This window comes from Streptomyces olivochromogenes (genome assembly GCF_021538895.1).
GTDB lineage: Bacteria > Actinomycetota > Actinomycetes > Streptomycetales > Streptomycetaceae > Streptomyces > Streptomyces olivochromogenes_A.
The window spans coordinates 18,767-31,980 of sequence record NZ_JADDRL010000053.1 but is presented as its reverse complement, the minus strand read 5'-3'; the positions used below and the strand labels follow the sequence as shown (position 1 = coordinate 31,980).

8 protein-coding genes are annotated in these 13,214 nt (G+C 71.5%); 1 reads left to right on the top strand and 7 read right to left on the bottom strand.

The window, feature by feature from the left end:
* Window positions 1-54: 54 nt before the first annotated feature.
* From IPZ69_RS25530 to IPZ69_RS25505, 6 genes are read right to left on the bottom strand one after another with little or no spacing between them, the layout of a single operon-like run.
* Window positions 55-3,075 carry an alpha-mannosidase gene (locus IPZ69_RS25530; protein WP_235456795.1) on the bottom strand — a complete coding sequence of 1,007 codons (3,021 nt, stop codon included), beginning with the start codon at window positions 3,073-3,075 and terminating at the stop codon, window positions 55-57.
* 31 nt (window positions 3,076-3,106) lie between these two features.
* Window positions 3,107-5,104: an endo-beta-N-acetylglucosaminidase gene (locus IPZ69_RS25525; RefSeq protein WP_235456792.1), complete on the bottom strand. Its 1,998-nt coding sequence runs from the start codon at window positions 5,102-5,104 to the stop codon at window positions 3,107-3,109.
* Window positions 5,101-6,357, bottom strand: coding sequence for a glycoside hydrolase 5 family protein (locus tag IPZ69_RS25520; RefSeq protein WP_235456789.1), 1,257 nt, complete (start codon window positions 6,355-6,357; stop codon window positions 5,101-5,103). Before IPZ69_RS25520 ends, IPZ69_RS25525 begins: the two co-directional genes overlap by 4 nt.
* 28 nt (window positions 6,358-6,385) lie before the next feature.
* The gene (locus tag IPZ69_RS25515; protein ID WP_235456787.1) at window positions 6,386-7,291 is read right to left on the bottom strand and encodes a carbohydrate ABC transporter permease; all 906 of its coding nucleotides are present in this window, start codon (window positions 7,289-7,291) and stop codon (window positions 6,386-6,388) included.
* On the bottom strand, window positions 7,288-8,190 hold the full coding sequence (locus tag IPZ69_RS25510; RefSeq protein ID WP_235456786.1) for a carbohydrate ABC transporter permease: 903 nt from the start codon (window positions 8,188-8,190) through the stop codon (window positions 7,288-7,290). The genes IPZ69_RS25515 and IPZ69_RS25510 overlap by 4 nt, the downstream gene beginning before the upstream one ends.
* Window positions 8,191-8,197: 7 nt before the next feature.
* On the bottom strand, window positions 8,198-9,490 hold the full coding sequence (locus tag IPZ69_RS25505) for an ABC transporter substrate-binding protein (protein ID WP_235456784.1): 1,293 nt from the start codon (window positions 9,488-9,490) through the stop codon (window positions 8,198-8,200).
* Between the two features lie 261 nt (window positions 9,491-9,751).
* Here IPZ69_RS25505 and IPZ69_RS25500 point away from each other — a divergent pair, with 261 nt between their 5' ends.
* Window positions 9,752-10,753 carry a LacI family DNA-binding transcriptional regulator gene (locus IPZ69_RS25500; RefSeq protein ID WP_235456824.1) on the top strand — a complete coding sequence of 334 codons (1,002 nt, stop codon included), beginning with the start codon at window positions 9,752-9,754 and terminating at the stop codon, window positions 10,751-10,753.
* A gap of 52 nt (window positions 10,754-10,805) precedes the next feature.
* Here the strand turns inward: IPZ69_RS25500 and IPZ69_RS25495 are convergent, their stop codons facing one another.
* Window positions 10,806-13,181 (bottom strand): alpha-L-fucosidase, encoded by a 2,376-nt coding sequence (locus tag IPZ69_RS25495; protein ID WP_235456783.1) that lies wholly within the window; start codon window positions 13,179-13,181, stop codon window positions 10,806-10,808.
* Window positions 13,182-13,214 lie beyond the last annotated feature (33 nt).

The window sequence follows — 13,214 nt, the reverse complement described above, 5'->3', positions numbered from 1 at the left end:
AACCCCGACGCGGACGCGGGACGGACCCACCCCCGACGCAGACGCGGGACAGGCTCACCCCCGCTGCAGGCGCAGGGTCATGAGCTCGAACGGGCGTAGGCTTACGGGGATGTGGTCCCCGGCCCACGCCGGCGTAGCCGCCCGTTCTTCCGGTCGCTCCAGCAGGTCCGTAGTCGTGACGTCCGCGATCGGGAAGCCCGCCGTGAGCGTGGCAACGGCCCGTCCGCCGTGGGCCTCGTGGAAGCGGACCACCACGTCGCCGCTGCCGTCGTCGGCCAGTTTCACCGCCGTGATCACGACCGCCTCGTTGTCCACGGTGACCAGCGGGGCGACCTCGCGGGCCCCGGTCAGCCGGCGTTCCGGCAGGTTGATCCGCCAGCCCTCGCGGACCGCGTCCCCGATACCCGCCCCGGGGACCAGGGCGTGCCGGAAACGATGGACGCCCTGGTCGGTCTCGGGGTCGGGGAAGCGCGGGGCACGCAGCAGGGAGACGCGGACCGTGGTGGTCGTACCACGGTCACCGTCGGTGCGGACGGTGCGGGTGACGTCGTGGCCGTAGGTGGAGTCGTTGACGATCGACACGCCCCAGCCGGGTTCCTCCAGATGGACGAAGCGGTGGTTGCAGGCCTCGAACTTGGCCGCCTCCCACGAGGTGTTGGTGTGGGTGGGGCGGTGGAAGTGCCCGAACTGGGTCTCGGACGCGTACCGTTCGGCGTGCAGGTCGAGCGGGAAGGCCAGCTTGAGGAACTTCTCGGTCTCGTGCCAGTCGACCTCCGTGTCGAGCACCAGCCGCCGCTCGCCCGGCGGCAGCGACAGCACCTGGGTGACGCGCGAGGAGCCGAAGGAGCGGACGATCCGGACCGAGCCGCCGTCCTCGCCGACGCCCAGCTCGTCGAGGTCCGTGAGGTCCGTGACGCTGTTGCGGTAGAAGGCGTCGACGTCCCAGGCGTCCCACATGTTCGGGAAGTCGGGGTGGAGTTGGAGGAGGTTCGCGGCCCGGCCCGGGGCGACGGTCTCGCGGCCGGCCTCGATGTCGTACGCCGAGACGACCAGGCCCCGGGCGTCGACGGCGATCCGCAGCAGGCCGTTGTCGAGGACGTGTCCGCCGTCCGGGCGGGGCGACACGGTCGTCGCGCCCTGTGCCACGGGTGCGGCCGCGCCGCCCGCCGGTACACCCGCGCGCGGGTGCGGGGCCGCGTTGAAGACGAGAGCGGTCTCGCCCTCACCGGCCAGGGCACGCTGGGCGGCGTCGATGATCGTGCCCAGTTCGGCGGCGAGGCGGTCGTAGGTGGCGCGGGCCTCGCGGTGCACCCAGGCGATGGACGAGCCGGGCAGGATGTCGTGGAACTGGTGCAGCAGGACCGTCTTCCAGATGCGGTCCAACTCCTCGTAGGGATAAGGGAATCCGCTGCGTACGGCGGCGGTGGCCGCCCACAGTTCGGCCTCGCGCAGGAGGTGTTCGCTGCGGCGGTTGCCCTGCTTGGTCCTCGCCTGGCTGGTGAGGGTGGCGCGGTGGAGTTCGAGGTAGAGCTCGCCGACCCAGACCGGCGGGTGGGGGTATTCGGCCTCGGCCTTCTCGAAGAACGCCTCGGGGGTCTCCCAGCGGACGGTGGCCGAGCCCTCCAGGTCCCGCAGCCGGGCCGCCTTGGCGATCATCTCGCGGGTCGTGCCGCCGCCCCCGTCGCCCCAGCCGGTCGGCGCGAGGGAGTGGCGGGCGGACCCCTTGTCCTTGAAGTTGCGGGCCGCGTGGGCGATTTCCGAGCCGCGCATGGAGCAGTTGTAGGTGTCGACCGGCGGGAAGTGGGTGAAGATCCGCGTGCCGTCGATGCCCTCCCACTGGAAGGTGTGGTGCGGGAACTTGTTGGTCTGGGACCAGGAGATCTTCTGCGTGAGCAGCCACTTGGCGCCCGCGGCCCGGATGATCTGCGGCAGGCCCGCGGCGAAGCCGAAGGTGTCGGGCAGCCAGGCCTCCTGGTTGTCGACGCCGAACTCGTCGAGGAAGAACCGCTTGCCGTGCACGAACTGACGGGCCATCGCCTCCGAGCCCGGCATGTTGGTGTCCGACTCCACCCACATGCCGCCGGCCGGCACGAACCGACCGTCCGCCACCGCCTTCTTCACCCGCGCCCACACCTCGGGCCGGTGTTCCTTCACCCACGCCCACTGCTGGGCCTGGGACATGGCGAAGACGAACTCGGGCTCGTCCTCCAGGAGCGCGGTCATGTTGGCGGTCGTGCGGGCCACCTTGCGCACGGTCTCGCGCAGCGGCCACAGCCACGCCGAGTCGATGTGCGCGTGCCCGACGGCGCTGACGCGGTGGGCGGAGGGGACGGCGGGCGCGGACAGGACGTCGGTGAGGCAGGACCGGGCCCGCGCCGCCGTCCCGCCCACGTCCTGGAGGTCGATCGCGTCCAGCGCCCGCTCCAGCGCGCGCAGCAGGTCCCAGCGGCGGGCCGAGTCCACCGGCAGCTCGGCCATCAGCTCGCCGAGCACCTCCAGGTCGATCACCAGCTGCCACACGGTCTCGTCGAAGACCGCGAGGTCCATACGGGTGAGCGTGTACTGGGGCTCGGTGCCCGCGGTCTCCTTGTCGCCCAGCCGTGTGGGCCGGAAGGGGTGGTAGTCGAGGATGACCGGGTTGGAGGCGGCCTCGATGTGCAGCCGCACTCGCTCGCCGCCCTCGACGGGGGCGCCGACGCGGACCCACTGGTTGCGCGGGTTGAGGCCCTTCACCGGGGTGCCGTCGGGCCGGTAGACCAGGCCCTCGCACTGGAAGCCGGGCATGTTCTCGTCGAAGCCGAGGTCCAGGAGGGCCTCGACGGTCTTCCCGGCCCAGGCCTCGGGGACGGTCCCGGTCACCCGGAACCAGCTGGTGCCCCAGGGAGCACCCCACCGGGCGCCCACCTCGATCGGCTCGGGTTCGGCCGCGAGCCCCTCCTCGACCGGCACGGGTTCGCCGGGCGCGTGCCACACGGCCACGTCCAGCGGCACGGACTCGGGGTACACGGCGGGGCGGACGCGTTCGTCGAGGACACGGCGGAGGCGGGCTTCGACCAGGCTGCGGTCGTCATGCATGCGGGGTGCTCCGTTGCTGGGTCGAGGGTGGTTACCAGGTGTGCGTGACGGTCACGGGGGCCGACGCGGTGTAGAGCTCCCCCACCGCCCGCACTTCGAACCGTGCCGCCGACTCGCCCTGCTCGGGCCGGAGTCCGGCGACGAAGTACGCCCGCTGGCAGGTGCCGCCGAGGAAGCGCCGGGTGCCGTCGGGCAGGACGCGGTGCAACTCGTAATGGCGCACGTCACCGGGAGCGGCGCTCCAGGCGAAGCGCAGGTCGCCCCCGGAGGCGGCGGTGATCCTCGGGTCGGAGGGAGCGGCCGGGGCCGGGGCGGTGTCGCGGACGGCGAGCCCGCCCAGCCGCCAGCGCACGGGACCGTCGGTCGCGGTGAGCCGGACGCCGAGGGCGTGGACGGTGCCGGACAGCCCTGTGAGCCGTACGGTCGACGTCTGCCAGGTGTTGACCGAGCTCACAGGCAGATACATGTACGGCGGTGTCGCACCGGCGCCGCTCGGCTCGGCGGTGGCGACGGCGAGCTCGACGTTCACACCTCCAGCGTCGGTGCGATGCGTCAGCTCGACAACCGTGTCGGCGGTGATCGGCAGCCGTGTCGCATACACGTCCAGGACCGCTGGTTGATCCAGTTCACCCTCGACGAGCACGCTGCTGCCGCCCCGCCACGCGTCCGCGAAGTCGAACGTGACCGCCGGCCGCTCCCCCGCCGTCCGCACCGCCCATCGCCGCGACGGCAGCCGGTCCTGGAGTCCGAGGTGGTTCCACGGCAGGTCCGAGGTCACCGCCCCGTCCTCGTACCAGCGCAGCCCGTGACCGGTGTTGAAGACGCTCGCGAACGGCACGCGCGTCAGCGTCGACCGGTCCGCGACCGACACGGCCGGCGCCCGCCAGCCGTCCGTGCCGTCCGGCCGCGACGGGTCCAGCGACCGTCCCGTCCAGAACCGGTCGTCGGCGGCGTGGAAGTCGCCCGGCGTGCGCCCCGCCGGCAGATGGTTGCGTGTCCACTCGGGCCGGTAGAAGCCGATCGAGGTGACGTGCGCCTTTCCGGTCGGCACGATGGCGTCCCAGTTCACGTAGGTGTCCGAGCCGTTCGACTCGACGTCGACGCCCGCCCACAACTCGTACCGGCTGCGCCCCAGTTGGACGGCCTTCTGGCCCGAGGAGGCGAGGGTGCCCGCGCTCCACCGGAAGTCCACGAACATGTCGTCCGCGGTCTGGAAGAACGCCTGGTTCTGGGAGTTGAGCGCGCCCTGCCAGCTCACCGACCCGTTCACGGTCATCGCGTCGTACCAGGTCACCCGCTGCCCCTTGGCGGCCGCGAGAGATTTCAGCTCCTTGAGGAAGCCGCGCATGGCGGTGCCGAGCGCGGTGTTGCCGCCGCTCGTCTCGGCGTTCACGAACCACCCGTCGAAGCCGTAGGCGGCGGCGACGGCGACGAGCCGGTCGGCGAGCGGGTAGTGACCGGCGGAGTCCTTCTGGACGAGGTCGCGGGTCCACTGGAGCTGCCCGCCGTACGCGACGGGCGGCAGGAAGATGTTGCCGAGCACGGGTACGCCGTGCCGGTGGGCCGCGTCCACGATCGGCGCGTTGGGGGCGAGGATCAGCCCCTCGCCCGCCGAGCCGCCCCAGAAGACCAGTTCGTCGAGGTACGCCCAGTGGGTGAGCGCGTAGTAGTCGGCGGTGCCCGAACCCTGGGAGGGGTTGGCGGACGTGGGCCCGAAGGAGACCAGGGCCTGGATGCGGGCCTGCCCGGAGCGGGCCGTGGTGTTGGCCGGGGTCGGGGTGAAGCGGGCCGCGAGGGGCACGGTGGCGGCGTTGAGGGCGAGGTCGGCGTCGTCGGCCGCCCGCCAGGCCTTCAGACTGCGCCAGGTGATACCGGTGTCCGGGCTGCCCGCGGGGAACGAGTCCGGGTACCAGTAGGACGCATACGGCGGGTTCGCGGCGGCGGCCCGTGGGGCCGCGACGGCCGGCAGGGCCGGTGCCAGGGCGGCGGTGGTGCCGGCGATCAGGACGGTTCGTCTGCTGGGGTTCACGAGCGGGTGCCTCCTTGTGGGGTGGGGAGTACCTGGTCGGGAGTGACGACTTCGGTGATGCCGCGTGCGGCGAGGTGGTCCCGGTCGGCCGCGCGCGTGTCGAGGACGGTGGTGGGGCGGGCGCCGTCGGCGGTGAGCCGGAAGAAGGCGTCGAAGACGGGGCCGCCGGGGGCGCAGCGGGAGCGGTGGGCCGGATCGGCGGGGACGACGAGCGCGGTGGTGCGCGGCGCGGGGGCGTACACGCTCGTGCGGGCCGCGTCGGCGAGGACCCGGGCGAGGTCCTTGGGCCGCCGGTCGTTGGTCAGCAGGCCGAGCGTGTACTCCAGTTCGGGGAAGTCGGCGAGGGCGCGGGAGACGTCGTGGGAGCACCACCAGGTGATGCCCCACAGCCCGGGGCAGTCCAGGGCGTGGGCGACGGTCGCCTCGGTGAACGCGGCCGCGTGCTCGGCGGGGATCAGCGGGGCGGGGGCGCCGACCTCCTGCAGCCAGACCGGCCGGCGCGGGTCGTCGGCCCAGGCCTTGCTGAGTTCGACGAGGTACGCGGCGTGGTGTTCGGTGGGCACGGAGGTACGGCCGTAGCGCTGCGCGGTGCCGTTGAAGACCCAGGAGTGGACGGCCGTGACGGCGCCGTGCCGGGCGGCCTGGGCCGGGGTGAACGGCATGTCGTCCTGGTACCAGGTCGCGTCGTACTCGGCGTGCAGGTGCAGCTTGCCGGGGGCGCCCTTCTCGCAGGCCGCGAGCATCCGCCCCAGCCAGGCGTCGATCTGGTCGGCGGTGGCCCGGTCGGGGTCGGGGTGCGGGCCGGCCGAGAACTGGTTGACCTCGTTGCCGAGGGTCAGGCCGAGGAAGCCGGGCCGGTCCGCGAGGGCGCCGGCGAGGGCGTGCAGATAGGCGGCCTGGCCGTCGAGGACCTCCGGGTCGGTGAACAGGTTGCGCCTGTGCCAGGTGCGGGTCCAGGCCGGCAGGAAGTCGAAGCTCGACAGATGCCCCTGGAGCGCGTCCACGCCGACGTCGAGCCCGCGCTCGGCGGCGGCGTCGACGAGCCGGACGAGGTCCTCGACGGCGCGCGGGCGGATCAGGGCGCGGTTGGGCTGGAAGTACGGCCACAGCGGGAAGACCCGGATGTGGTCCAGGCCGAGTGCGGCGATGGAGTCGAGGTCGGCGCGTACGGCGTCGAGGTCGAAGTCGAGCCAGTGGTGGAACCACCCTTCGCTGGGGGTGTAGTTGACGCCGAAGCGGACGGCAGCAGGCATGCGGTGTCCTTGGTGACGCTGGGTGGGTTCAGCCCTTGACGGCGCCCTCGCCCACGCCGCGGAAGAAGTACCGCTGGAGGCAGGCGAAGAGGGCGATGAGCGGCGCGACGGCGATGACCGTGCCGGCGGCGACGAGCCGTTCGTCATTGGCGAAGGTGCCGTGCAGGTAGTTGAGGCCGATGGTGAGCGTGAACCGGGACGGGTCGCTGAGCACGATGAGCGGCCACAGGAAGTCGTCCCAGGCACCCATGAAGGCGAAGATGGCGACCACGGCGAGGGTCCCCTTCACCGAGGGCAGGGCGATCCGCAGGAAACGCTGCCAGGTGTTGGCGCCGTCGACGAAGGCCGCCTCCTCGATCTCGTAGGGGAGGTTGGCGAAGGCGTTGCGCATCAGCAGGACGTTCATGGCGCCGATCGAGCCGGGCAGGACGACGCCGATGAGCGTGTTGTTCAGGCCGAGTTCGCGCATCGTCGTGAACTGGGCGATGACGATGCCCTCGACGGGCACGAGCATCGCGAGGATGAAGGCGAGCGTGGCCGCGCGGCGGCCCCGGTAGCGCAGCCGGGCCAGGGCGTACCCGGCGAGCGCCGAACCCACGCAGTTCGTCACGACGTTGGCGGTGGCGACCTTGAGCGAGTTGAGGGCGTAGTCCCACACCGGGATGGTGTCCGCGACCCGTTCGTAGTTGTGCAGGGTGGGACGGCTCGGCAGGAACGAGGGCGGGGAGCTGAAGATGTCCTCGGTGGGGCCCTTGAGCGAGGTGGACAGCTGCCACAGGAACGGGCCGACGGTGAGGGCCAGTACGACGAGGAGCAGCGCGTAGCGCAGGACCAGCTCCCAGACGCGTATCCGGCGACCGTGCTCGTCGGTGACGCGCGCCTCGCCCGGGACGGAGGGTGCCGGGGCGGGTCGTACCTTCTCGACGACGCTCATGACTCCTCCCTCCGGTCGGTGCGCAGGACGAGCAGCATGAGCGCGACGGTCACGACGAAGACGACGACGGACAGGGCGGAGGCGTAGCCGACGCGGCCGGTCAGGCCGGTGCCGGTGCGCTGCACCAGCATGACGAGGGTGGTGTCCTCGCCGGCCGGGCCGCCGCTGGGGCCGGCCATCAGGTACACCTCGGAGAACACCTTGAAGGCGGCCACCGAGGAGAGCGCGGCGACCAGGACCATGGTGGAGCGCACGGCGGGCACGGTGACGGTGAGGAAGCGGCGCACCGGGCCCGCGCCGTCCACCGCGGCGGCCTCGTGCAGTTCGCGGGGCACGTTCGCCAGCGCGGCCAGGTAAATGATCATGTAGTAGCCGAGGCCCTTCCAGACCGTGACGGCCATGGCGCTCAGCAGGAGCAGCCACTGGTCGCTGAGGAAGCCGACCCGGCCGATCCCGACGGCCTCCAGCAGGGAGTTGACCAGGCCGCGTTCGTCTAGCAGCCACACCCAGATGAGGCCGACCACGACGATCGAGGCGACGACCGGGGTGTAGAAGGCGGACCGGAAGAAGGTGATGCCGGGGATGTTCTTCTGGACCAGGAGGGCGAGCAGCAGGGGCAGGATCACCAGCGCCGGGACGACGCCGACGACGTACAGCGAGCTGTTGCGCAGCCCGGTCCAGAACATGTCGTCGTGGAGCAGCTCACGGAAGTTGGCGAGGCCCACGAAGTGACCCGGGATCAGGGTGCGGCGGTCGGTGAGCGAGTTGACCAGTGTGGAGACGAACGGGTAGAGCACGAACACGCCGGTGATCAGCAGCCCCGGGGCGGCGAACAGCCAGGGGCTGGTGGGCAGGTGGCGCCGCACCCGGGTGACGCGGGACATCGCGGGATTCGCCATGCCGGTCTCAGCCCTGCTGCTGAAGGAGCCGGTCGCAGGCCTTGACAGCGTTGTCAAGAGCCGCCTCGGGACTCTCCTTGCCCTGCAACGCCCGGGCGACCTCGTTGCGCAGCGCGGTCTTCATCTGCTCGCTGAACAGCACGGGCGTGTAGTTGACCGCGTTCTTCAGGGACTTGGCGGCGGCGATGCGCACCCGTGTCTCGTCGGTGCCGTCCTCCTTGGTGAAGTACGGGTCGTCGAGGGAGCCGGCGGTGCTCGGGAAGATGGCGACCTTCTTGGCGAAGGACATCTGGTTCTCCGCGTCGGTGACGTAGTGCGCGAAGGCGACGGCGGCCGGGGTGTGCTCGGTGCGGGAGTTGACCATCACGCCCATCACGTACATGTTGACGTGGCCGGTGCTGGTGATCTGGTCGGTGATGCCGATGTTCTTGTACAGGTTCGGCGCGTTCTTCTTGAAGTTGCCGAGGTCGAGGGCGCTGCCGGGGTTCATGGCGACGGCCTCGGTGAGGAACTTCTTCCCGGAGGACTCCGGGGTCGCGGTCAGGGCCTGCGTGTCGAGCGCCTTGGCGTCGAACAACTCCTTGTACTTGGTGAGGAGTCGGACGCCCTTCGGGTCGTTGAAGGCGAAGCCGGTGCCCTGGTCGTTCATGAGCGGTACGCCGTAGCGCCCGAAGTCCTCGACGGTGGGCACGTTGGCGAGGGTGGCGACCTTGCCGCCGCTCTGCTTCGCCATCCGCAGGGCGTCGGCGAAGAGTTCGTCGTAGGTCTTCGGGGGCTGGTCGGGGTTGAGTCCCGCCTTCTCGAACAGGGACTTGTTGTAGAAGAGCGGCCCGGTGTTCAGGTACCAGGGGAAGGCGTACGTCCCGCTCATCCCCGGTACCTGGTGGCCGGTCCAAGCCCCTTGAAGATATTCGGACTTGTACTTTCCGGCCGCCTTGTCCAGGTCGAGGGCGAGACCGGCCTTGGCGAGCGGGGCGAGGAGGTCGGGCGAGACGTTGACGACGTCGGGCAGGGTGCCGCCGGCGGCGTCGGCGCTGAGCTTGTCGGCGTAGCCCTCGGCGGGCTGGTCGATCCACTTCACGTGGGTGCCCGGGTACTTCTTCTCGAAGCCGGCGATCACCCCCTCGAAGTAGTCCTTGAAGTTGGCGCGCAGGTTCCAGGTCTGGAAGGTGATGTCACCTTCGACCTTGCCCGAGGCGTCGGTCGATCCGCCGTCGTCGTCCCCGGAGCCGCACGCGCTCAGCGGCAGCAGGAGGGCGGCGGCCGCGACGGCGGCGAACGTTCTGCGAGTCAGGTGCACGGTGGACGGCTCCTTTGCGAGGAAGGTGGTCGAAGGTGCCGGGCCAGACCTTGCACGCCGTTTCCGGGGCCCGTCAATGGATTCGCCCCAGCTAAATGCATTAGTTGGCCACCTTTCCGTCAACTCCCCTGGTCACAGGTCTGCGTACGGACTATTGCCTCGATCGCTAATGCGCTTTAGGTTGGTTGAACTCAAGCGCATTAGTGGATCACGAAAGGGGACAGGGTGTCGGGCAGACGATCGCCCGCGCGCCGGCCGACGATGAAGGACATCGCGCGCCGCGCCGGGGTCTCCGAGAGCGCGGTCTCCTTCGCGCTCAACGATCGGCCCGGGGTCTCCGAGGCCACCCGGGACCGGGTGCGCCGGGTCGCCGAGCAGCTCGGCTGGCGCCCCAGTACGGCGGCCCGCGCCCTGTCCGGGGAGGGCGCGGCCACGGTCGGCTTCGTCCTGGCGCGCCCGGCGGGCACGCTGGGCGTGGACTCCTTCTTCCTCCAACTCGTCTCGGGCATACAGGAGGTGCTGGCAGAGCGCCATCTCGGTCTGCTGTTCCAGATCGCCCAGGACCTCGACGACGAGTGCGCGGTCTACCGGCGCTGGTGGGCCGAGCACCGGGTGGACGGCGTCCTGGTGGTGGACCCGCGCGCCGACGACCCGCGCCCCGACCTGCTCGACGAACTCGGCCTGCCCGCCGTGGTGATCGGCGGCGCGCCGGACGAGCGCCACCCGGGCCTGTCGACGGTGTGGGCGGACGACGCGGGCGCGATGGCCTCCGTGGTCGACGAGTTGACCGCTCTCGGGCATCGCCGGATCGTGCACATCGCGGGCCTGCCCCACCTCGCGCACACCCAGCGCCGCATCCGCACCCTGCGCGCGGAGGCCGAGCGGCGCGGCCTCACCGAGGTGACCTCCGTGACCACCGACTACTCCGACACGGAGGGCGCGGCCGTCACCCGCCGCGTCCTGCGCCGCTCCCCCGCCCCGACCGCCCTCATCTACGACAACGACGTGATGGCCGTCGCCGGCCTCGCCGCCGCGTCCGAACTCGGCTTCTCCGTACCGGCGGATGTCTCCGTGATCTCCTGGGAGGACTCGGCCCTGTGCCGCATGGTCCAGCCCTGGCTGTCGGCCCTGTCCCGGGACAGCGTGGAGTTCGGCCGCACGGCCGCGACCGAACTGACCGCACTCCTGGACGGCGGCCCGGCCCGAACGGTCCGGGTACCGGTACCGCGGCTGATCGGGCGGGGCAGCACGGGCGTTGCCTGAACCGTGCTGCCCACACACCGGGCTCCGCCTCGGCGGCGTACGCCGTCCGGCGTCAGTCGTGCCACTCCACCTTGAAGACCCACACGTACCGGCCCGCCTTCCGGGCCGCCTCGGGAACGTCGACGACCAGGGCGCCGTTGCGCAGGGTCCAGGTCAGGGGGCGGTCGTGGCCGAGCATGGTCACCCGGTCGGAAGGGCGTACGGGGACGGGGGCCTCGACGGTGAGTTTCGGGCCCGGCCGGGTCAGGGAGTGGATGTAGAAGGCCCGGTCGGGGCGGACGGTGAAGCGCAGGTCCGTGCCGAGCTGGGCCATGCGTGACCAGTACGTCGTGTCGTGGATCGCCTCGCCGTTGACGCGGAGCCAGCGGCCCGTCTCACGCAGCCGGGTCTGCATGATCTCGGGGATGGTGCCGTCGGCGCGCGGGCCGACGTCGAGGAGGAAGTTGCCGTTCTTGGAGACGATGTCGACGAGGCTGCGCACGACCTCCTCGGCGGTCATGTAGGCCGCGTCGGGAGTCGCCCGGTTGTAGCCGTAGCTGAACGGGTCGAGGCCGCGGCTGGACTCCCACTTGGCGACGACCGTGTTGTCGTACGTCGTGTACTCGGGGGTCGTGAAGTCGTGGAAGCCGATGCCGGAGCGGTTGTTGACGGTCACGTCGATGGGCCGCGCGCGGTTCTTGGCGTGGTTGAAGTACTCGGCGAGGACATGGAGGCTGTCGTTCGCGCCGCCGATGTCGCACCAGATGAGCTCCGGGTCGTAGCCGTGGATCAGCTCCAGCATCTGCGGGGCCTGGTAGTCCTTCACGAAGTCCTTGCCGGCCGTGTATCCGGTGTACGGGACCGGCTGGAGGGTGTACGGGTTGCGCGGGGCGTGGCCCATCCACGGGTTGTCGGGGTTGAACCACTCGGGCATCGAGAAGTAGAGGCCCCGGTGGAGCTCCGGGGTGTACCGCCGGGACGCCTCGAAGAGTTCCTTGACCAGGTCGCGTTTCGGGCCCATCCGCACCGCGTTGCGGTCGCTGACCTTGGTGTCCCACAGGGCGAATCCCTCGTGGTGCTTGGAGGTCAGGACGTGGTATTGGGCGCCTGCGTCCCGGAACAGCTCCACCCACGCGCGCGGGTCGAACCGCTCAGCCGTGAAGCGCGGGATGAAGTCGTCGTAGGCGAAGTCCGCGCCGTAGGTGTCCCGGTGGTAGGCGTACACGGCGTTGGCCGGGTCCTGCATGTGGTTCCAGTACCACTCGGCGTACTGCTTGCCGACCGGCGACCAGGCCGGCACGGAGTAGACGCCCCAGTGGATGAAGATGCCGAACTTGGCGCCCTGGAACCAGTACGGCGCCCGGTGGCCGGAGAGGGACGCTTCGGTGGGGTCGTAGTCGGCGACGCCGAGGGTCAGCCGGGCCGTCCCGGCCGCCGCGCGGGCGCCGCGTCCGGTGACCGTCACCGTGCCGTCCCGGTCGGTGCCCTGCGGGGTGCCCGGGCGGTTGCGGACACCGACGCGCACGCGGGCCTGCTCGCCGGGGTCGAGGCGGCGGACGCGGGCGGGGGCGACGGTACGGGCGCCGGGCGCGTCGACCCGTACGGACACCTCGTCGGCCGGGAGGACGGCGACCGTGCCCGCGTTGACGACGACCGCCTCCACGCTCTGGGCGCCGGCCGGCTCCAGCAGCGAGTTCGTCGAGCGAAGGCCGCGCAGGGCCAACGCGCGTCCCTGGGCGACCGGTTGCAGGGTGAGGGCGAAGACGTGCAGCGCGGTCTTGTTCGCCTCGGCGGGGTTGGTGACCGGGAGGGTGACCGCGACCGCCTCGCGCCGCGGGTCGATCCACACCTCGCCGACGCCCATGCCGACCGGGTGCTCGTCCTTGCCGCCGTCCGGCCGGTAGCGGTAGGGCGCCGCCAGGGGGCCGCCCGCCGCGTACCAGTCGGCGCCGCCCAGACCGGCCGTGGTGGTCGTGCCGTCCGCGTAGTGCACGGTGGCGCTGCCGGAGGCGTCGCCGTAGCTGCCGGCGGTGAGGAAGAAGGCGGAGAGGTAGTGGCCCGGGGGCAGGGCGAGGCGCTGGCCGAGCGCGACGACGTTGTTGCCGGCGTTGCCGGCGTGGCCGGCGCTCCCGGCGCCCACCGTCGAGGACGGGAACAGGAACGGCACGCCGTCGACCTCGACGCGGCCCGTGGGCAGTTCCTCGCCGGGGAAGGTGTAGCCCGAGCCGTCGAAGTCGCCGCCGCGCGCGGCGGCGGTGTCGATGCCGTCGTTGTCGAAGTAGGCGTCGAGCGGGACCGGCACCGGGTCGGGGACGGGGGCCCAGGGCCCGTCCCCCTCCCCGGCGCTGTCGGCGGCCCGCGCGCTCGTCGCCGCGGTGAGCGGAAGGGCGGCCGAGGCGGCGACACCCGCCGCGGCACCCAGGACCTGGCGTCTGGGGTACGTACTCATGAGCGGCTCCCATTCATCGGATGTCTGATGATT

Coding starts and splice junctions, on each gene's coding strand:
- IPZ69_RS25530 (WP_235456795.1), bottom strand. CDS start 3,075: ATGCATGACGACCGCAGCCTGGTCGAAGCCCGCCTCCGCCGTGTCCTC.
- IPZ69_RS25520 (WP_235456789.1), bottom strand. CDS start 6,357: ATGCCTGCTGCCGTCCGCTTCGGCGTCAACTACACCCCCAGCGAAGGG.
- IPZ69_RS25515 (WP_235456787.1), bottom strand. CDS start 7,291: ATGAGCGTCGTCGAGAAGGTACGACCCGCCCCGGCACCCTCCGTCCCG.
- IPZ69_RS25510 (WP_235456786.1), bottom strand. CDS start 8,190: ATGGCGAATCCCGCGATGTCCCGCGTCACCCGGGTGCGGCGCCACCTG.
- IPZ69_RS25500 (WP_235456824.1), top strand. CDS start 9,752: ATGAAGGACATCGCGCGCCGCGCCGGGGTCTCCGAGAGCGCGGTCTCC.
- IPZ69_RS25495 (WP_235456783.1), bottom strand. CDS start 13,181: ATGAGTACGTACCCCAGACGCCAGGTCCTGGGTGCCGCGGCGGGTGTC.